Origin of the sequence: Roseicyclus sp. (assembly GCF_965662675.1) — a bacterium.
Classification (GTDB): Bacteria; Pseudomonadota; Alphaproteobacteria; order Rhodobacterales; family Rhodobacteraceae; genus Roseicyclus.
In genome coordinates, this window is sequence record NZ_CBFIIK010000046.1 from 1 (window position 1) to 17967 (window position 17967).

Consider the following 17967-nt stretch of genomic DNA (forward strand, 5'->3'; position numbering starts at 1 on the left):
GCGGCTGTGGCAAGCGAGCGAGGGGGCCTATTCGCCCGTCCTGGTCGCTGGCGGCAGTGTGTTTTTCGTCTCGGACCGCAACGAGTTGCTTCGCCTTGATGCAGATAACGGCCTGCGCATCTGGGGCAGTGAATTGCCGCTGTTCGAGGCTGATCGCGAACGCCGCCGCAAGGCCGTGTTCACCCATTTCGGCCCGATCCTTGCGGGCGGGCGATTGGTGATCGCCTCGGGCGATGGGCTGATCCGGATGTTTGCGCCCGAAAGCGGTGAATTGCTCGGCACGCTGGACTTGCCGGAGGGGGCGGCCGCCCATCCCATCGTGGCGGGCGATACGTTGCTTTTGCTCAGCGCCGCAGGGCGGCTTCACGCTTACCGCTAAGGCGCGCGTGTCCTAACGCAGCCAAGCCGCGCGGGTCGTGTCATCGACACCTAAAGCGCCGCCGATCCGCCACGCGACAATGCGCCCGGCATTGAACCAAATCGCAAGGCTTTCGCGCAAGAGCATCCCCCATTTTGGGCGGCCCGCATCGTTTTGCCGGAGCCGTTCGGAAGGGTAGAGCGCCAGATCACGCGCCCCCATCGCCTTGAACGACGCCCATGATCGCGGCAGGTGAAAGGCCTCGGTCACAAGGATCAAGCGCGCCGTTCGTGGCACAAGCTCAAGGCTGAAGAGCGCGTTTTGCAGTGTCGAATACGAGGCGTTTTCCAACACGGCCAGGGCGCCACCCATGCCCGCCCCATTCGCGATCGCGGCCATGCCCGCCGCAGAGGTGGACAAGCCCGGTCGCCGCGGTCCTCCGGTAAAGATCACGGTGGGGGCGGCACCCGCGCGCGCAAGTTCCGCACATCTCTCGGCACGTTTTGTGCTGGCCGCATCGATCCGCCCGGCCGTGTCGATACCGGCACCCAGACAGATGATGGCGTCGCCTTGCGGCAGAGGGCGGTCCATCGGCCAAAGCAAGGTCCAACACAAGATCGCAGCGAATCCCGCCGCCCACATCAACAGGGCTGCGCGGATCAATCGGCCGATCCGCCTTACTCCCACTCGATTGTCCCGGGTGGTTTCGAGGTGATGTCATAGGTCACGCGGTTGATCCCCTTGACCTCGTTGATGATCCGCGTCGCGGTCTCACCAAGGAAATCATGGCTGAACGGATAGTAATCCGCCGTCATCCCATCGACCGAGGTCACCGCGCGCAGCGCGCAGGCGAAATCATAGGTGCGCCCGTCGCCCATCACGCCGACCGTCTTGACCGGCAAGATCGCCACGAAGGCCTGCCAGATCTCGTCATAAAGCCCGTGTTTGCGGATCTGGTCGATAAAGACCGCATCGGCGCGGCGCAAGATCGCCAGTTTTTCGCGCGTAATCTCGCCGGGGCAGCGGATCGCAAGGCCGGGGCCGGGAAGGGGTGGCGGCCGATGAACTGGTCGGGCAAGCCCAACTCGCGGCCAAGCGCGCGCACCTCGTCCTTGAACAGCTCGCGCAAGGGCTCGACCAGCTTCAGCCCCATCTTCTCGGGCAGACCGCCGACATTATGGTGCGACTTGATCGTCACTGACGGGCCGCCCGAAAAGCTGACGCTTTCGATCACATCGGGGTAAAGCGTGCCTTGGGCAAGGAACGCCGCCCCTTCGATTCTATCGGCGTAATGCTGGAAGACATCGATGAAGAGCTTGCCGATGGTCTTGCGCTTGACCTCTGGGTCGGAAACGCCTTCCAGCGCGGTCAGGAAGCGCTCGCTTTCCTCGGCATGGATCAGCGGCATGTTGTAATGGTCGCGGAACATGGTCACGACCTGCTCGGCCTCATCTTGCCGCAAAAGCCCGTGATCGACGAAAACGCAGGTCAGCTGATCGCCGATCGCCTCATGGATCAACACGGCCGCCACGGACGAGTCGACCCCGCCCGACAGGCCGCAGATCACCTTGGCGTCACCCACCTGTTCGCGGATGCGCGCGATCGCTTCCTCGCGGTAGGCGCCCATCGTCCAGTCGCCCTTGAAGCCCGCCATCTTGACGAAATTCTCATACAGCTTGGCGCCGTTGGGGGTGTGATGCACCTCGGGGTGGAATTGTACCGCGTAGAAATTGCGCGCCAGATCGGCGGTGATCGCAAAGGGCGCGCCGGGCGATGTGCCATAGACGTCGAAACCGGGCGCAATGGCCGAGACATGGTCGCCATGGCTCATCCAGACCTGCTCGCGCCCGCCATCGGTGAACCAACCGCGCAAGAAGTCCGGTGTCTCGCCCGCAGGCGTCACGAAAGCGCGGCCAAATTCGGCGGTGGCATGTTCGCCCGCTTCGACCCGTCCGCCCAGATCTTGCATCATCACCTGCTGGCCATAGCAGATCCCCAAGATCGGTAGCCCGCGCGCATAGACCGATGCGGGCGGGCGCGGTGAGCCATCACGCGTCACGCTGTCGGGCCCACCTGAAAAGATCACGGCCTTTGGCACGAATTCGTCCAAGAACGCATCAGTGACATTTTGGTAGGGGTGGATTTCGCAATAGACGCGCAGCTCGCGCAGGCGGCGGGCGATCAATTGCGTCACCTGGCTGCCGAAATCGATGATCAGCAGGCGGTCATGGTCGTGCGGGGCGGGGGCGGCATGCATGCTCATGCGCAGTGCATTAGGCCCCGGCGCGTGTGCATGCAAGCCCGCCGGGGCGCACCGATGCGCCGCATATGTCGCTTTCCCGCGCGAGGTGCCGCAATCCGCCCTCGTCATCCGCGCGTTGCGCGGTAGGAGATCGCATCATCACCTCTTGAGGGGGAGTTCGAATTATGTCGGTGGAAGAACAAACAGCGGTCCGTCGGGCACGTGGCGGCGGTGGCGCGGCGCGGCGCGCCTCGCGCTCGGCAGTCAGCTTCGAGACCGCGCGCTTCATCGAACGCAATATCCCCAATTTCGAGATCCTGACGCCCGAGGCGATCGCGATCATCGAAGAGAATGCCGAGATCATTCTCGAAGAGATCGGCGTCAATTTCGTCGAAAACCCCGCCGCACTACAGCGCTGGCGCGACGCGGGCGCCGATGTGCGCGGCGAGCGGGTGCATATCCCGCGCGGCCTGGCCCGCAAGCTTTGCGCCACGGCACCTTCGCGCTTTACCCAGATCGCGCGCAACCCCGCCCGCAATGTCGAGATCGGTGGCAAATCGCTGGTCTTGGCGCCGGTCTATGGCCCCCCTTTCGTGCGTGACCGGACGGGCGGGCGGCGCTACGCCACCATGGCCGATTTCGAGATGTTCGTGAAACTGGGCTACATGTCGAAATGGCTGCATCATTCGGGCGGTACGATCTGCGAGCCGACTGATATTCCGGTCAACAAGCGCCATCTCGACATGCTCTACGCGCATATGTCGCTGAGCGACAAACCCTATATGGGCTCGGTCACTGAACCGGTCCGCGCGGCCGATTCGGTCGAGATGTCGCGCATCCTCTTCGGCGCGGATGTGGTCGATCAGAACTGCGTCATGACCTCGCTGATCAATATCAACTCGCCCCTGACCTTCGACGCCACCATGATGGGCGCGCTCGAGGTCTACGCCGCGGCGGGTCAGGCCTGTATCGTTTCGCCCTTCATCGTCGGCGGCGCGATGGCCCCGGTCTCGGTCGCGGGCACGCTGACACAAGTCTTGGCCGAGGTACTGGCCGGTGTCGCCTATAGCCAGCTGGTACGCCCCGGCGCGCCGGTTATTTTCGGCGCCTTCGTGACCTCGATCGACATGAATTCCGGGGCGCCCACCTTCGGCACCCCCGAGGCAAGCCAGATCACCTATGGCGCGGGCCAGTTGGCGCGGCGTCTGAACCTTCCCTACCGTTCGGGTGGCTCTTTCACCGGCTCGAAGCTGCCCGATGCGCAGGCCGCCTATGAAACGGCCAATTCGCTGAACTCCGCCCTGTTGTCGGGTGTGAATTTCATGCTGCACGCCTGTGGTTGGCTTGAGGGCGGGCTTGTCGCCAGTCCCGAGAAATTCGTGATGGATGCCGACCAGCTGGGCATTTTGCACAAGCTTGCCGAAGGCGTGGCTTTCGATGCCAATGCCCAAGCCATGGGCGCCATCCGCGAGGTTGGGCCGGGCGGGCATTACCTTGGCTGCGCGCATACCCAAGAGAATTACGCCTCCGCCTTTTGGCGCACAGGCGTGCTTGATTACAAACCCTATGAGACATGGTCCGAAGAGGGCGGTCGCGCCACCGATGCGCTTGCCGCGATCAAGCTCGACAAGATGCTGGCCGATTACCAACAGCCCTATCTCGACCCCGCCATCGACGAGGCGCTCAAGGCCTATATGGCTCAAAAGAAAGCCTCGATGCCCGATGCCTTCATGTAAGGGCTAGCGCGGGGCGGTCTGGTTGCGCGCCGCGCATAAAAGCGCGCTCATCACCGCGACATGGCGGCTTGGGGAATAGCCCAGTCCATCGCCCAGCCGCGCGGTGTTGAGCTTGTCCTCTTCCGCCAGCAAAGCCGCGATGGGCCGGCGCGTGGCGCGCCGCTGCGCATCGCCTGTAAGCGCCGCCATGCGTGCCGCCGTAATCAAAAGCCGTGGGCGATACATCGCGGCGAGCGTGGCGGTCAATTCGGTCATTGGTCAGCCTCCGTGGGAACAAGAACCCAAAGACCATGCTGACCCCGGCGGGGCTGGTGTTGCTCACAGGCTTATCCACCGCGCGCTGCGCGCTATCCGTTTACGAAATGGAAACAAATTCGGGAATATCCACAGAATTTAACCATTCAGTAATCAATTCGCCCAAATCCTGCCGACGTTGTCTTGTAACCAGTAGGGGTGTGTCATGACTTCGGCCTTTGCCGGAACCGGCCGTCTATTGCCTGATCACAGCTGCGCCACGCCGCATCTTGCCGATTGGCTATCCGAACCCACCCGACAATACCTTGCCCATACCGCCGCTGGTCACTCGCTGCGCCAGATCGCGCGTCTGACGGGCGAGGCTCCCTCCACCATTTGCCGCCGGATACGTCGTATCGAAGACCGTCGAGACGATCCGCTCTTCGACGAAGCCCTGCGCCTGCTTGGCGCCGAGGTGGCGCAACTGCATCAGACCCAGACCCCCGCAGAGGAGCCAACGACCATGACAGCCCCTTTCCGATCGCCCCAAGGCGATGAAGGTACCATTGCCCGCGAGGCACGCCGCATCCTGCGGCGCTTATGTGAAACCGATGCCGTGCTTGCCGTTGCGCAAGACCTTGATAAAGCGGTTGTTTTGCGACCCGGCCCAGATGGCGAACAGACCCGCACCGCCGTGGTGGACCGCAGCATCGCACAGGCATTCCTGATCAAGGATTGGATCAGCTGCCTCAAGGCGGGCCGCATCGCACGCTATGCCATCACCGCCGCCGGCAAGGCCGCATTGCGCCGCTTGCTCGACGAAGATCGTCGTCGCCGCCAAGCCGCCCTTGGCTTTGCCGAGGCCGCCACCCCCTTTCAGGCCCAGCATGCGATCTGGGGGACGACACGGGTGGCCGAGGGCGGCAAAAGCCGCAAGCTGCGCGTCAACCTCGCCGAATCGCCGCTTGCGGTTCTGGGGCGGCGCAAAGGCCCCGATGGGCATCCCTTTCTCAGCCCCGCGCTTGTTCAGGCTGGTGAAAAGCTGCGCGAGGATTTCGAGCGCGCCCAGATGGGCCCGCGTGTCGGCCAGAACTGGGACCGTTTCCTGACCGGCGGTGATCGCGGCGGGTTTCTTAATGATAGCGGCTTGGCCGAGGGGCCGCGCGCCGCGCGCGCCCGCGTCTCGGAGGCGCTTGACGATCTGGGGCCGGGGCTGGCCGATGTCGTTCTACGCGTCTGCTGCTTTCTCGAAGGGCTCGAATCAGCCGAGAAACGGCTTGGCTGGTCGGCGCGCTCGGGCAAGATCGTGCTAAAGATCGGCCTGCAGCGATTGCTGGCCCATTACGAACAAACCCACGGCTTCGTGCCTGCACTGCGCGAGTGACTTGCACATAGCGCAATTCGGCTTGCCGAAATTCAGCATGTGCTTTGCATGCGGATGGGGTAAACACCTCTCAACAGGAGGAGCGAGGCCCCATCCCATGCGCGATCTGAAGATCCCCGACCAGCGCCACCCCGAAAAGGCGCACCGTCCCGACAATGCCCAGCCCAAAAAGCCAAGCTGGATCAGGGTCAAGGCGCCCGTCGGAAAAGGGTATCAAGATACGAGTCGCATTATCCGCGACAACAAGCTGGTCACGGTCTGCGAAGAGGCAGGCTGTCCGAATGTCGGCGAATGTTGGAGCCAAGGCCACGCCACCATGATGATCATGGGCGAGATCTGCACGCGCGGTTGTACATTTTGCAACGTCGCCACGGGCAAGCCCAAGGCGCTCGATCTGTTCGAACCGGGCCGTGTCGCCGATGCCGTGGCCAAGCTGGGACTGAACCATGTGGTGATCACCTCCGTCGATCGCGACGATCTGGAGGATGGCGGGGCCGAGCATTTCGCCATGACGATCCGCGCGATCCGCAAGCGCGCCCCCGACACCACGATCGAGATCCTGACCCCCGATTTCCTGAAATGCGCCCCCAGCGTTCTGGAAACTGTGGTCGAAGCACGCCCCGATGTCTTTAACCACAACCTCGAGACCGTGCCGGGCCTTTACCCCGAGGTGCGGCCGGGCGCGCGCTACTTCCACTCGCTGCGGCTTCTCCAGCGGGTGAAAGAGCTGGACCCGTCGATGTTCACCAAATCGGGCATCATGGTGGGCTTGGGTGAGGATCGGCAATCGGTCTTGCAGGTGATGGACGACATGCGCGCGGCCGATGTCGATTTCCTGACGATCGGCCAGTATTTACAGCCCACGCCGAAACACCATGTCATCGACCGCTTCGTGCATCCCGATGAATTCGCAGCTTATGAGAAAGCCGCCTATGGCAAAGGCTTCCTGATGGTCTCGGCCACGCCGCTGACCCGGTCGTCCTATCACGCGGGCGACGATTTCGCCCGGCTGCGCGATGCGCGGCTGGCCAAGCTGGGGCGGGGCTAGGCGCTATTCGCCCGCGGGCGGCAGCGCCTTGAGATAGGCGGCGATGGCTAGCCGATCAGCCTCGGTCAACATGGCCATATTGGCGATTACCGACACCATATGCCCGCCCGCGCTATCGAAGGATGGGGTGAAGCCGTCATTCAAATACGCCGCGATCTCGCCCGCTGACCATGTCAGCTTGTCTGGTGTCAGCGCCGGGATCGTGCCCGAACCTGACGGGTTCGGCGCGCCGGCCATCCATCGCCCGCGATCGAGCCCGCCCAAAGCGTCGCGCGGCGTGTGGCATTCGGCGCAATGGGCCAGCGCCTCGGCCAAGTAGCGGCCGCGCGTCTGCTCTTCGGTCAGGTCACCAGTGATCGCGAAATCATCTTGCAGGTTCAAAATGTTCCACACACCCACGACGCGGCGCACCGAAAAGGGAAAGCCCAGATCATGGGGCTGGCTGGCCGTATCGCTGGCAGGAAGCCCCTGCCAAAAGGCCCAAAGATCGACCAGATCCTGGGTCTCGGCCAAGCGATAGGCGGTATAGGGAAAGGCGGGGTAATAATGGCGCCCTTCGGGACTGCTACCCAAGGTGAGCGCGGTCATGAATTCCGCCTGCGTCCAATCGCCGATGCCCTGTTCGGCATGCATCGAGATATTGGGGGCGACAAAGGTGCCGAAATCTGAGACGAAGCGCTGCCCGCCGGCAAGGACCAGCCGCGCCTGACCTTCCGCCCCGCTGGCGGCGTGGCACGAGGCACAGCCAGCCGCCCAGAACACCGCCTCGCCTGCGAGCGGATCACCCGAGAGACCCGCCAATTCCGCTGGAGAAACGCTGCCGGGCGTGGTCGCAAGCCAGCCGCCGCCAAGGGCGATTGCGCCGACCGCGGCCAGTGAAATCACGAGTTTGCGCATCTTTTGGTGTGGTCCGGGCCGCGCGCATGCACGCCCCGAGCCTCCCTTTACTTACTGCGGTGCGCGATAGGCGTCGTGGCACGCGCCGCATGTGCCGCCGACCGGGCCGATGGCCGTGCGCAACGCGTCAAGTCCATTGCCAGCCTCGGCCGCAAGGCCCGTCGCCGCCGCACCGAAAGCCTGCCACTTCATCACGACATCGGGCAGGTTTTCCCAGATGGCGGGCAGGGCGCGTGTGCCGTCGATCGACATGTTGTCAGTGCCTTCGGGCCAATGGAACGATTGGTCCAGCATCGACAGCGCGACAAGGTTCGCCGCCGCAGCCGAGGCTTGGGTCGCGTCATACTCGGTGTTGCCACGCGCCATATTGCCCAAAACGCCGACATTCAGGGCCATGATCTTGAACTGCCCCTGCCGTGCGCCGACAGCGGCGGGGATATCTTGAGCGAATGTAGCTGTGGTCGTGATCGCGATGCCGGCAATCGCGGCCATTGCGGCAAATGTGCTGCGGGTTTTCATAATCGTTACTCTCCCAGGGTTCACGGAATGGGTCGTATGGAATCAGAGCCTACCTGTCTGAGCCCACGCGTCAATTGATCCTTCTGTGATCGCATGCAGGGGGAGTGTGCGAAAAACGCACCGAGCCGCTCTAGGGCAAGACAAGCCGCGGCCCATGCGGCACGCGCTCCGCGCCCAGCCATGCGGGCCATCCGACCAAATACTCGACCGCCGCGAAACCCAGACCGATGCCGCAAATCACGGCAATGGCGATGCGTTGGTTGCGCGATGGCGGGTTGCGCACCCAAAACAGCATCCGGATCAGGAAGGGTGGCATCAGGTGCTTTGGTCCAGCATCCGGACCTTGCCGATGAAGGGCAGGTTGCGGTTGCGCTGCGCATAGTCGATCCCATAGCCCACGACGAATTCGTCGGGGATCTCGAACCCCGTCCAATCGGCGCGGATCTCGACCTCGCGCCGGGTGGGCTTGTCGAGCAGTGCGATGGTTTTCATCCGCGCTGGCCCTTTTGATTTCAACAGGTTGATCACATGATGAAGTGTGTGACCGGTATCGACGATATCCTCGACAACCAGCACATCGCGCCCCGCGATCTCGCCGCGCAGATCCTTGAGGATGCGCACCTCGCGGCTCGATTGCATGGCGTTGCCATAGCTCGATGCCTCGAGGAAATCGACCTCGACCGGCAGATCAAGCTCGCGCACCAGATCGGCGATGAAAACGAAACTGCCGCGCAAAAGCCCCACCACCACCAGCTTGTCGGTGCCTCCAAATGCGGCCTCGATCTCGCGGGCCAGATCCTCGATTCGGGCGGCGATCGACTTGGCCGAGATCATCTGCACAACCTCGTAGCCCGGATTGCTGCCCGCCTGCATCGTCGACTGCGCCATCATGCCCCCCGGCCGATCCGGCCTGAACCCCTTGATTTCCGGCCCCCGTTTTAAGACATGGGGGGCTCAGGCGAAAGGTGAAAGGCGCATGCCAACCCATTCCGAGACACGCAGGCTGCCCTATAGCCCCGACCAGATGTATGCGCTCGTCGCTGATGTGGCGCATTATCCGCAGTTCATTCCGTGGATCAGTGCCGCGCGGGTGCGCTCGGTGACGCCCGAGGGGGAGCACATAGTGATGCTGGCCGATCTGGTGATCGGCTTCAAAATGTTCCGTGAGCGTTTTCTCAGCCGCGTCACATTGTGGGAGGGCACGCGTCGCATTGATACCGAATATGTCGATGGCCCCTTCAAGCACATGATCTCGAACTGGGAATTCGTGGCCCCCGCCGATGGCGGTCCGGGCTGCGAGGTCCGCTTTGCGGTGGATTTCGAGTTTCGCAACAAGATATTGCAAGGGGCGGCGGGGCTGTTCTTTCACGAGGCAATGCAGCGCATCGTGCGCGCCTTCGAGATGCGCGCGCAACAGCTTCACGGCGCAAGCACCCCCCGAACCCCAAGCTGAAGGGTTCAATCCTCGACCGGGATCAGTCGGATGTCGCCCTCTTCCTCCATGTTACGGATCGCGGTGACGATGGCGCTCATCGCGGCCTCGCCCTCATCGGGGCGGATCTTGCCCATGTTCTCGGCCTCACCGCGGATCTGCTCGGCCAGACGGCGCGACATGTTCTCGAGCAAGAACTCGACCGTGATCTTGGCCGTTTCCATACCGGCGGCGATGGCACGGGTGACGATCGCGGCATCGACCCGGCGCAGGATCTTGGGCACATCGGCCGGTTCGACGCGTTTTGGGATATGCTGAAAGGTGAAGATCGCGCGCCTTACATCATTTGCGAATTGCGCATCGCGCGTTTCCAGCCCGCCCAAAAGCGTATCGCGCAACCCCGCACTGACCGCGTTGAGAATCGCGCCGACCCTGTCCACGGGGCTGGTGCGAAACGAGGATTGCGGCGCGGCGCGCACTTGGCCAAGCAGGTGATCGCCGATCCGGTCGACCATGACGGGCGTCACCGTGGCCGTCATCGCCATGGCATGCGCGATCATCTCGGCGCGCTCGGCGGGCAAATCGGCCAAAAGCCCCGCCGCCTTGGCCACGCCCAGCTTGGAGAGCAAGATCGCCCCCACCTCGGCGCTTTCCGACATCAGAAGCGGGCGCAGCCGCTCGGGCTCCAGCGCGCCGAGCTGCGTCCAGGGATCGGCCAATTCGCTCGCCTCGGCCTCGGCGCGCAACCCATCGCGCGTTTGCGGCGAGATATGCGGCTCGAGCAGCGCCAAAGCCGCCGATAGCCCGTTGGGTGCCGTCAGCGCCATCGCGTCGAGTTGTGTCGTGAACTCCTGCACCACCTGCGCCAGCGTCGCACGGCTGATCGGGCCAAGCGTTGCCATGGTGCGGGCCAGTTCGGCCTGCAACTGCGGGCTCAACCGCTCGATCCCCGGCGAGACGTTCTGCGTCAGCAAAAGCCGCACGATCACGGCGGCCTTCTGCTTGGCACTCAGCCGCGCGGGCGGTGTGACAAGCCGCATTTCACCTTCGGTCGCAATATCCCAATCCCGATGTAGGCTCATGCCCCACCTGTCCCTTGTTTACGCTCACCCAAGGGCGAATGTGGGGCGCAGGGGTTAAGGGCGTGCTGACGCCGCGGCGCAGAACGCCGTGTATTTGTCGTGAATTGTGGCTGTGGGCCGGGTCCGGGCTGTCTCAGTAATCATAGCCTGCAGGGGTGCCTTGGGCGATGGCGGCCGCCAAGGCGCGTTCTGGCCAACGCCCGGCCCCGCCGCGCGCGCGGATCTCGGCCAGTTGCACGGCCGCCTGCTGCGTTTTGCCGGCGATCAGATGCGCCATGCCGAGATAGGATCGCGCCAAGAGGTTGTCGGGATCGGCCGCCAAGGCACGCGCATAGTGATCAAGCCCTGCCGCCATGTCGCCCATGCTGCGCAGCGAATAGCCCATATAGGTCTGCACCATCGTGTCGTCTTGGTCGGATGCACGCGCCAAAAGCGCCAGCACATCGTCATGCCGCCCGGCATAGGCCAGCTCACGCGCCGTCCCGATCAAGCGGGCCGGATCGGTGACAAGGCCGGTTTCGTCGATGGGCACACATTCGGCCGCGTCGATATCCCAAACTTGCCCATCGGGGCAGATGGTCGTTGTCGGCGTGGGGGTAGGGGGGGCATCATCGTCAAGGCCCACGGCCGCCGCCATGGTCGCCGCGGCCACAAGCATCACCGCTGCGATGTGAAATATGCGCATTCCCCGCACCTTTCCTTGCATGTTCTGCTGCGCAAGATGTGCCGCGCAACCGGGGTGGCAAGTGACGCTTTCGTGACCCCGAAAAAGAAGAACGCGCGCCGGACGGTGCCGGCGCGCGCTGATGCTGCTGGTCTGGCGGCGTTTGCGCTCAGCTTGTCGCTGAGGTCACGCAGCTTTGGGACGCGGCATCCCAGGTCGTGCCCTCAGAGCAGCTCATGGTCACTTCATGAGCACGGCCCCAAGAACATTCGGCATAGGCAAAGCCCGGCACGGCCATCAGGACGAAGGCGGCCAGGAGGGTTTTCATACGCATGTCACGGCTCCCGTTTCTGCTGCGGTCTGGTCGTCTTGGTTGCGAGTGAAATGGTAGCACGGCGCTTCGGAAAAACAATGATCTTGACCATAAACGCCAAAGATCACTGTTTATCGCATGAAAACAGAACCCTGTGACGCGCCGTTCACTCAACTTTCCCCGAAAACCCGCGCAAAGATCGTGGCCACATGCTTGGTGTGATAGCCAAGATCGAATTTCTCGGCGATCTGCGCGGGGCTGAGTGCGGCGGTGACTTCGGGGTCGGCCAAAAGCTCGGTCTGGAAATCCTTGCCCTCCTCCCAGACCTTCATCGCGTTGCGCTGGACAAGGCGATAGCTGTCCTCGCGGCTGACACCTGCTTGTGTCAGCGCCAAAAGCACGCGCTGCGAATGCACCAGTCCCCGGAACTTGTTCATATTGGCGATCATGTTGTCGGGATAGATCACCAGCTTGTCGATCACCCCCGTCAGCCGCGCCAGCGCGAAATCGAGCGTGATGGTGGCGTCGGGGCCGATCATCCGTTCGACCGAGGAATGCGAGATGTCACGCTCATGCCAGAGCGCCACATTCTCCATCGCGGGCACGACGGCCGCGCGCACCATGCGCGCCAGACCCGTCAGGTTCTCGGTCAGCACCGGGTTGCGCTTGTGGGGCATGGCCGAGCTGCCCTTTTGCCCGGCCGAAAAGAATTCTTCCGCCTCAAGCACCTCGGTGCGCTGCATATGGCGGATTTCGGTGGCGATATTCTCGATCGAGGATGCGATCACTCCCAGCGTGGCAAAGAACATCGCATGGCGGTCGCGCGGGATCACTTGTGTCGAAATCGGCTCGGCCCGCAGGCCCAGCTTGTCGCAGACATGTTCTTCGACGCGCGGATCGATATTGGCGAAGGTACCGACGGCACCTGAAATGGCCCCGGTCGCGATCTCGAAGCGCGCCTTTTCCAGACGGTTCCGGTTGCGCGCCATCTCGGCGTAGAAGCGCGCGAAGGTCAGGCCCATGGTCACGGGTTCGGCATGGATGCCGTGGCTGCGCCCGATGCGCACCGTCATCTTGTGTTCCATCGCGCGGCGCTTGAGCGCGGCCAGAAGGCCATCCAGATCGGCCAGCAAGATATCGGTCGCCCGCATCAGCTGAATGTTGAAGGTCGTATCCAGCACATCGGATGATGTCATGCCCTGATGGACGAAACGCGCCTCATCAGCCCCCACGATCTCGGACAGATGAGTCAAAAAGGCGATGACATCATGCTTTGTCACGGCCTCGATCTCGTCGATCCGCGCCACATCGAATTCCACATCGCGGGCCTTCCAGACCGCGTCGGCATTTGCGCGCGGGATCACGCCAAGATCCGCCATCGCGTCACAGGCATGCGCCTCGATCTCGAACCAGATGCGGAACTTGGTGGCGGGCTCCCAAAGGGCGACCATTTCGGGGCGGGAATAACGGGGGATCATGGGCGTGACCTTGCCTTTCTTGCATGCTTGGCGCTCTCATAGGCGGCATGGGGTCTGGGAACAAGGCGAGCTGTGGGGCGAAATGACGATGAAGATGATCGCATTGACCGATCTGGAGGGGCGATGGACGTTATCGCGCCGGATCGTCGATCATCTCGCCGCGCGCGAGGGGCGGTTTGTCGGGCAATGCCGCTGGCTGCCCGATGCCCACGGCCTGCGCCAAGACGAGGCTGGCATTCTGCACTATGCCGATGCGCCCCCGATGCAGGCCCATCGCAGCTATCTGTGGCGGGCCGAGGGGGAGGGGCTTGTCGTCTCTTTCGACGATGGGCGCCCATTTCACAGGCTTGGTCCCGGCCAATTATCCGATCTTCACCAGTGCGACCCCGATCTCTATGAGGTGCGCTATGATTTCAGCCAATGGCCCGATTGGACGCAAAGCTGGCGGGTGCGGGGTCCGCGCAAGGACATGACCCTTCACAGCCGCTTTCAGCGCAGCGGATAGGCCCGCCCCAACCCAAGTTTGGCGGCTTTGTTCATCCCGAGCATATCGAGGATCAGACAGCCTTGGATCGTTACCAGCATCGCCTTGGCCTGTGAGACGGGGTTATGCGTGTCTTCGGGCAGGCGCGCGCTGATCCAATCCACCTGTCCGGCCAGAATGCGGCGCGCGATATCGCGATGTGCCTTGTCGTCGCCGGTGGCGGCCGACAAGATATCGAGCCAGATCCGCCGGTATGGCAGGAACGTCGGCGTGCGGAACAAGGTAATGATCTCGGCGGCAAGCGCCGCTTCGCTTTGCGCCGGTGCCGCGGGCAAGATCGCGTTCATCGCACCCAGCATTTCGTCGGCCAACCGATCCAGCAGTGCCGCGATCAGCTTGGCCTTGGTGCCGAAATGATAGATCAGCATCCGGTCCGATGTGCCCGCCGCCCGCGCAAGCGGGCGCAGGCTTGCACCGGCCAGACCGACATGGCGGACATGGGCAGCCATCGCGGCCAGCAGATCGGCCTTGTTCATCGCGGCCGCCATCTCAGGCTTGGCTTTCCTGCGCGGCGTGGGTCGGGTCGCCATTGCTCAGCCGTTCGGCCTTCTTGCGCACCAAGACGCTGCGCAGATCATGCATGGCCAGCAAAAGCCGGTCTGTCACATCATCCAGATCCGCATCGCTGGCACGCGATTGCACCCAATGGGTGGTCAGGTTCAAATAGTCGATGGCCCGGTGGATATCGTCGATATCGCGATCGGCCAGCACGGTACGGCGCGCGATGCACCATTGTTCGATGATGTCGATTTCATCGGGGCTGAGTGCGCGCTCGCCATGGGGGCGGATATTGCCGTTGCGGATATTGACGATTGCGATTTCTTCCATCTCGATCCGGCGTTGCCTGTTATCGGTCGAGATGCGGAATACAGCAGCACCGTTTTCGCGGATGCGAAAATAATACTCGGGTAACTCGGTCATGACCTGCCCGCTTTTCTACTCATTATGACCTGCCGATGGCCTTGGCCAAAACCTACCCTGTATTCACGAAACTGTCAAAAGATCGCCGCCCGTGCCGAAAGCGCACAGGCGGCGATCATGTCGCGATGCGAAATCCCCTCAAGACGAGATGTCGTAGGCCCGCTCACCATGCACCGCGAGATCAAGGCCGCCCTGTTCGGTTTCTTCATCCACGCGCAGCGGCGTTATTGCGCCCACCAGCTTGATCAAAACGACCGTGACGACCACCGTGTAGACGCCGACAATGGCCAGCCCGCCCAGCTGTGCGGCCCATGCGCCCTGACCGAAAACGGCGATCATGATGGTGCCGAAGATGCCGCCCACGCCATGTACGGCAAAGACATCGAGCGTGTCGTCGATGCCAAGCTTGTTGCGGATCAGCCCGACTGCCTCTTGGCACATGATACCGGCGATCCCGCCGATGATCAGCGCCGCGACCGGGCCGACAAAGCCCGAGGCCGGCGTGATCGAGGCAAGCCCCGCGATGGTGCCCGTCACCACGCCCACAAGGCTGACCTTGCCGTATTTCACCCGCTCCCAAAGCCCCCATCTCAGCGAGGCGGCCGCCGCCGAGATATGGGTGACGGTGATCGCCATCGCCGCGCCGCCATCGGCGGCCAATTGGCTGCCGCCGTTGAAGCCGAACCAGCCCACCCACAGCATCGCGGCCCCGATCATCACCATGCCGGGATTATGCGGCGGGGTGGTCTGGTTGCGCCGCGCGCCAAGAAAAACCGCCAGAACCAGCGCGGCAAGCCCCGCGGTCTCATGCACCACGATGCCGCCTGCGAAATCGCGCACGCCTGTTTCGCCCAAGATCCCGCCATCGGCCAGAATGCCGCCGCCCCAGATCCAATGCACGACCGGCGCGTAGCAGATCAGCATCCACAGTCCCGAGAAGAGCAGCACGAAGCCGAAACCCACGCGCTCGACATAGGCGCCCACGATCAGCGCGGGCGTGATGATCGCGAAGGTCATCTGAAAGGCGAAAAACAGCACCTCGGGCAGGCTGCCCGAGAGGCTTTCGGTGGTAACCCCGTTCAGGAAAGCGCGCTCAAGCCCGCCCCAAAGCCCGCTTTCGCCGGGGCCAAAGGCGATGGAATAACCCACCGCCAGCCAAAGAATGCTCATCACGCAAGCGATTGCGTAACAATGCAAAAACACGCTCAGCACGTTGCGCGCCCTTACAAGCCCGCCGTAAAACAGTGCCAGCCCCGGCAATGTCATGAAAAGAACCAGCGCCGTGGCGACGATGATCCATGCTGTGTCCGCTCCGTTCATGTCGGATTGTCCCTTCCGAAAGATCTGCTTGTGTTCGCGCGCTGCAAAGCGCGTCTTGCGTGCAAGAAAAAGCAGCAACCGGGCCGAAGGGCGCAAAGAAACTGGGCAATTCTCAAACCGCCTGAAAATTAGGCGTGACTTGGGGTTAACTGCACTTGAATTGGGCGGAATGTGGAGTGCGGTTCAACCGCGGGCGAAACAGGCGGCCATGAGCATTGCCAGCCCATGCTGTACCGCCGCCGCGCGCACCTCGCTGCGCCCCAAGGCGCCGAACTCGCGCGTTTCGGTCAGCACCGTGCCGCCATGCGCCAGCCCGAAACAGACGCGCCCCTCGGGCTTGTGATCCGATCCGCCGGGGCCCGCGATGCCGGTGACGGAAAGGGCGATCTGCGCGCCTGACCGTTCCAGCGCGCCCTCGGCCATTTCCGCGGCGGTCTTTTCGGACACCGCGCCATGGGCTGCAAGCGTGGCGGGGGCGACGCCCAGCATGTCGATCTTTGCGTCATTGGAATAGGTGACAAAGCCACGATCGAACACATCCGATGCGCCCGCCACCTCGGTCAGGGCGCCCGCGATCAAGCCGCCGGTGCAGCTTTCGGCCGTTGCGACCCGCCAACCGCGATGGCGCAGCGCCTCCAAGACCTCGGCGGCCGTCATGCGGAACCCATCGGCAGATGCGCGAGAACCGCCAGCGCCGCCACCACCATCGCCGCCAACCAGCCCGCGATCAGATCATCGGCCATGACGCCAAAGGCGCCCTCTTGCCGGTCGGCCCAGCCGACCGGGCCGGGTTTGAGGATGTCGAACAAGCGAAACGCCACGAAAGCGGTCAGAACGCCGGGCCAGAGCGCCCAGAAATCTGTTCCCGCCATCGTCGCGCCCAGCGAGACAGGCCACAGCGCGATCCACTGGCCCGCCACCTCGTCGATGATGATCTCGGAGGGGTCTTTGTCGGCCTGCCCAAGTGTTGCTTCGCGCACCGCCCACCAGCCAAGGGCCGTGACCGCAAACGTGGTCACGAAAAGCAAGACGAACCCACCCAGCATATGCAGCGCCCATGCCAGCAAGATGGCGGCGGCACTGCCCCATGTGCCGGGGGCAGGGCGCAGATGGCCGATCGGGCCGAGCGTGGCGATGGCGCGCATCATGGGCGCACCAACGTGACCGTGGCCATTGCCGCGATCCCTTCCTCTCGCCCGGTGAAGCCAAGCTGCTCGGTCGTTGTCGCCTTGACCGAAACGCGGGTGATGTCGATGCGCAAGAGATCCGCCAGCCGCGCGCGCATCGCGCCTGCATGCGGGCCGATCTTGGGCCGCTCGCAGATCAGCGTCAGATCGGCATGGGTGATGGTGAAGCCTTGGGCTACCGCCATATCGACGGCATGGCTGAGGAAGATATGGCTTTCCGCCCCCTTCCATTGCGGGTCCGAGGGGGGGAAATGCGTGCCGATATCGCCCGCAGCCAGCGCGCCATAGATGGCATCGGTGACGGTATGAAGCCCCACATCGGCATCGGAATGGCCCATCAGCCCGCGCGTGTGGGGAATGGCGATCCCGCAGAGCATTACATGATCGCCCGGCCCGAAGGCATGCACATCAAAGCCGTTCCCGGTGCGGATATCCATCTGACCTCGCTCCAATATCTTGGCCGCGCGGGCGAAATCGCCGGGGCCTGTGATCTTCATATTCGCCGCATCGCCCGGCACGATGGCAACCGCGATCCCCGCGGCGCGCGCAACCGCGACGTCATCGGCGGCCTCGCTGCTATGGGCGCGATGCGCGGCCAAGATCGTGGG

22 protein-coding genes and 1 pseudogene are annotated in these 17967 nt (G+C 63.3%); 6 read left to right on the forward strand and 17 right to left on the reverse strand.

Annotation, left to right across the window (positions count from 1 at the left end; translation table 11 throughout):
- Positions 1-379, forward strand: a 379-nt coding sequence (locus ACTG4J_RS08620) for an outer membrane protein assembly factor BamB family protein (RefSeq protein WP_439138746.1), incomplete at its 5' end; no start/stop codon positions are given.
- Positions 380-391: 12 nt separating this feature from the next.
- Here the strand turns inward: ACTG4J_RS08620 and ACTG4J_RS08625 are convergent.
- Both ACTG4J_RS08625 and guaA read right to left on the reverse strand, forming a co-directional pair.
- Positions 392-1021, reverse strand: coding sequence for a YdcF family protein (locus ACTG4J_RS08625; RefSeq protein WP_439138747.1), 630 nt, complete (start codon positions 1019-1021; stop codon positions 392-394).
- Between the two features lie 14 nt (positions 1022-1035).
- Positions 1036-2615 (reverse strand): annotated as a pseudogene (gene guaA / locus ACTG4J_RS08630) (glutamine-hydrolyzing GMP synthase).
- A 170-nt stretch (positions 2616-2785) separates the two neighbouring features.
- Here guaA and ACTG4J_RS08635 point away from each other — a divergent pair.
- A complete protein-coding gene (locus ACTG4J_RS08635) occupies positions 2786-4336 on the forward strand; it encodes a trimethylamine methyltransferase family protein (RefSeq protein ID WP_439138749.1) in 1551 nt (516 codons plus the stop codon).
- A gap of 3 nt (positions 4337-4339) precedes the next feature.
- Here the strand turns inward: ACTG4J_RS08635 and ACTG4J_RS08640 are convergent, their stop codons facing one another.
- Entirely contained in the window at positions 4340-4591 is a 252-nt protein-coding gene (locus ACTG4J_RS08640) for a DUF6477 family protein (RefSeq protein ID WP_439138750.1), read from the reverse strand.
- A gap of 205 nt (positions 4592-4796) precedes the next feature.
- Here ACTG4J_RS08640 and ACTG4J_RS08645 point away from each other — a divergent pair, with 205 nt between their 5' ends.
- Both ACTG4J_RS08645 and lipA read left to right on the forward strand, forming a co-directional pair.
- A complete protein-coding gene (locus ACTG4J_RS08645; protein ID WP_439138751.1) occupies positions 4797-5954 on the forward strand; it encodes a DUF6456 domain-containing protein in 1158 nt (385 codons plus the stop codon).
- 97 nt (positions 5955-6051) lie between these two features.
- Positions 6052-7002 carry a lipoyl synthase gene (gene lipA / locus ACTG4J_RS08650; protein WP_439138752.1) on the forward strand — a complete coding sequence of 317 codons (951 nt, stop codon included), beginning with the start codon at positions 6052-6054 and terminating at the stop codon, positions 7000-7002.
- Between the two features lie 3 nt (positions 7003-7005).
- On the opposite strand, the gene ACTG4J_RS08655 is transcribed toward lipA, so the two are convergent.
- From ACTG4J_RS08655 to hpt, 4 genes are all read right to left on the reverse strand, one after another.
- Entirely contained in the window at positions 7006-7899 is an 894-nt protein-coding gene (locus tag ACTG4J_RS08655) for a c-type cytochrome (protein WP_439138753.1), read from the reverse strand.
- Between the two features lie 51 nt (positions 7900-7950).
- Positions 7951-8418 (reverse strand): c-type cytochrome, encoded by a 468-nt coding sequence (locus ACTG4J_RS08660; protein ID WP_439138754.1) that lies wholly within the window; start codon positions 8416-8418, stop codon positions 7951-7953.
- A 130-nt stretch (positions 8419-8548) separates the two neighbouring features.
- Entirely contained in the window at positions 8549-8734 is a 186-nt protein-coding gene (locus tag ACTG4J_RS08665; protein WP_439138756.1) for a hypothetical protein, read from the reverse strand.
- Entirely contained in the window at positions 8734-9306 is a 573-nt protein-coding gene (gene hpt, locus ACTG4J_RS08670; protein WP_439138758.1) for a hypoxanthine phosphoribosyltransferase, read from the reverse strand. The genes ACTG4J_RS08665 and hpt overlap by 1 nt, the downstream gene beginning before the upstream one ends.
- 88 nt (positions 9307-9394) lie before the next feature.
- Between hpt and ACTG4J_RS08675 the strand changes: the two genes are divergently transcribed.
- Positions 9395-9871, forward strand: a complete 477-nt coding sequence (locus ACTG4J_RS08675) for a type II toxin-antitoxin system RatA family toxin (RefSeq protein ID WP_439138759.1) — start codon at positions 9395-9397, stop codon at positions 9869-9871.
- A gap of 5 nt (positions 9872-9876) precedes the next feature.
- On the opposite strand, the gene ACTG4J_RS08680 is transcribed toward ACTG4J_RS08675, so the two are convergent.
- The 4 genes from ACTG4J_RS08680 to purB all read right to left on the reverse strand — a co-directional run bounded on the left by ACTG4J_RS08680 (position 9877) and on the right by purB (position 13387).
- Entirely contained in the window at positions 9877-10932 is a 1056-nt protein-coding gene (locus ACTG4J_RS08680) for a FliG C-terminal domain-containing protein (protein WP_439138760.1), read from the reverse strand.
- Positions 10933-11065: 133 nt separating this feature from the next.
- Positions 11066-11617 carry a tetratricopeptide repeat protein gene (locus ACTG4J_RS08685; protein ID WP_439138761.1) on the reverse strand — a complete coding sequence of 184 codons (552 nt, stop codon included), beginning with the start codon at positions 11615-11617 and terminating at the stop codon, positions 11066-11068.
- 148 nt (positions 11618-11765) lie between these two features.
- Positions 11766-11930, reverse strand: a complete 165-nt coding sequence (locus ACTG4J_RS08690) for a carbohydrate-binding module family 14 protein (RefSeq protein ID WP_422238196.1) — start codon at positions 11928-11930, stop codon at positions 11766-11768.
- Positions 11931-12079: 149 nt separating this feature from the next.
- Positions 12080-13387, reverse strand: a complete 1308-nt coding sequence (purB, locus tag ACTG4J_RS08695; protein ID WP_439138762.1) for an adenylosuccinate lyase — start codon at positions 13385-13387, stop codon at positions 12080-12082.
- Between the two features lie 94 nt (positions 13388-13481).
- Here purB and ACTG4J_RS08700 point away from each other — a divergent pair, with 94 nt between their 5' ends.
- Positions 13482-13892, forward strand: a complete 411-nt coding sequence (locus ACTG4J_RS08700) for a DUF6314 family protein (protein ID WP_439138764.1) — start codon at positions 13482-13484, stop codon at positions 13890-13892.
- On the opposite strand, the gene ACTG4J_RS08705 is transcribed toward ACTG4J_RS08700, so the two are convergent.
- From ACTG4J_RS08705 to ispF, 6 genes are all read right to left on the reverse strand, one after another.
- Positions 13877-14407, reverse strand: coding sequence for a TetR/AcrR family transcriptional regulator (locus tag ACTG4J_RS08705; RefSeq protein WP_439138765.1), 531 nt, complete (start codon positions 14405-14407; stop codon positions 13877-13879). The genes ACTG4J_RS08700 and ACTG4J_RS08705 overlap by 16 nt on opposite strands.
- Positions 14408-14420: 13 nt before the next feature.
- Entirely contained in the window at positions 14421-14852 is a 432-nt protein-coding gene (locus tag ACTG4J_RS08710; RefSeq protein ID WP_439138766.1) for a hypothetical protein, read from the reverse strand.
- Positions 14853-14990: 138 nt separating this feature from the next.
- Entirely contained in the window at positions 14991-16172 is a 1182-nt protein-coding gene (locus ACTG4J_RS08715; protein ID WP_439138767.1) for an ammonium transporter, read from the reverse strand.
- Between the two features lie 183 nt (positions 16173-16355).
- The gene (locus ACTG4J_RS08720) at positions 16356-16829 is read right to left on the reverse strand and encodes a CinA family protein (RefSeq protein ID WP_439138768.1); all 474 of its coding nucleotides are present in this window, start codon (positions 16827-16829) and stop codon (positions 16356-16358) included.
- On the reverse strand, positions 16826-17320 hold the full coding sequence (locus ACTG4J_RS08725) for a phosphatidylglycerophosphatase A family protein (protein ID WP_439138769.1): 495 nt from the start codon (positions 17318-17320) through the stop codon (positions 16826-16828). Before ACTG4J_RS08725 ends, ACTG4J_RS08720 begins: the two co-directional genes overlap by 4 nt.
- The coding region (gene ispF, locus ACTG4J_RS08730; protein WP_439138770.1) for a 2-C-methyl-D-erythritol 2,4-cyclodiphosphate synthase at positions 17317-17967 on the reverse strand (651 nt) is incomplete at its 5' end. The genes ACTG4J_RS08725 and ispF, both read right to left, overlap by 4 nt.

Bases quoted from the DNA above. Each gene is read 5' to 3' on its own strand.
- ACTG4J_RS08635 (WP_439138749.1), top strand. From the start codon at position 2,786: ATGTCGGTGGAAGAACAAACAGCGGTCCGTCGGGCACGTGGCGGCGGT.
- ACTG4J_RS08690 (WP_422238196.1), bottom strand. From the start codon at position 11,930: ATGCGTATGAAAACCCTCCTGGCCGCCTTCGTCCTGATGGCCGTGCCG.
- ACTG4J_RS08710 (WP_439138766.1), bottom strand. From the start codon at position 14,852: ATGACCGAGTTACCCGAGTATTATTTTCGCATCCGCGAAAACGGTGCT.
- ACTG4J_RS08725 (WP_439138769.1), bottom strand. From the start codon at position 17,320: ATGATGCGCGCCATCGCCACGCTCGGCCCGATCGGCCATCTGCGCCCT.
- ACTG4J_RS08680 (WP_439138760.1), bottom strand. From the start codon at position 10,932: ATGAGCCTACATCGGGATTGGGATATTGCGACCGAAGGTGAAATGCGG.
- ACTG4J_RS08720 (WP_439138768.1), bottom strand. From the start codon at position 16,829: ATGACGGCCGCCGAGGTCTTGGAGGCGCTGCGCCATCGCGGTTGGCGG.
- ACTG4J_RS08685 (WP_439138761.1), bottom strand. From the start codon at position 11,617: ATGCGCATATTTCACATCGCAGCGGTGATGCTTGTGGCCGCGGCGACC.
- ACTG4J_RS08665 (WP_439138756.1), bottom strand. From the start codon at position 8,734: ATGCCACCCTTCCTGATCCGGATGCTGTTTTGGGTGCGCAACCCGCCA.
- lipA (WP_439138752.1), top strand. From the start codon at position 6,052: ATGCGCGATCTGAAGATCCCCGACCAGCGCCACCCCGAAAAGGCGCAC.
- ACTG4J_RS08705 (WP_439138765.1), bottom strand. From the start codon at position 14,407: ATGAACAAGGCCGATCTGCTGGCCGCGATGGCTGCCCATGTCCGCCAT.
- ACTG4J_RS08675 (WP_439138759.1), top strand. From the start codon at position 9,395: ATGCCAACCCATTCCGAGACACGCAGGCTGCCCTATAGCCCCGACCAG.
- ACTG4J_RS08715 (WP_439138767.1), bottom strand. From the start codon at position 16,172: ATGAACGGAGCGGACACAGCATGGATCATCGTCGCCACGGCGCTGGTT.
- purB (WP_439138762.1), bottom strand. From the start codon at position 13,387: ATGATCCCCCGTTATTCCCGCCCCGAAATGGTCGCCCTTTGGGAGCCC.
- ACTG4J_RS08660 (WP_439138754.1), bottom strand. From the start codon at position 8,418: ATGAAAACCCGCAGCACATTTGCCGCAATGGCCGCGATTGCCGGCATC.
- ACTG4J_RS08700 (WP_439138764.1), top strand. From the start codon at position 13,482: ATGATCGCATTGACCGATCTGGAGGGGCGATGGACGTTATCGCGCCGG.
- ACTG4J_RS08655 (WP_439138753.1), bottom strand. From the start codon at position 7,899: ATGCGCAAACTCGTGATTTCACTGGCCGCGGTCGGCGCAATCGCCCTT.
- hpt (WP_439138758.1), bottom strand. From the start codon at position 9,306: ATGGCGCAGTCGACGATGCAGGCGGGCAGCAATCCGGGCTACGAGGTT.
- ACTG4J_RS08640 (WP_439138750.1), bottom strand. From the start codon at position 4,591: ATGACCGAATTGACCGCCACGCTCGCCGCGATGTATCGCCCACGGCTT.
- ACTG4J_RS08645 (WP_439138751.1), top strand. From the start codon at position 4,797: ATGACTTCGGCCTTTGCCGGAACCGGCCGTCTATTGCCTGATCACAGC.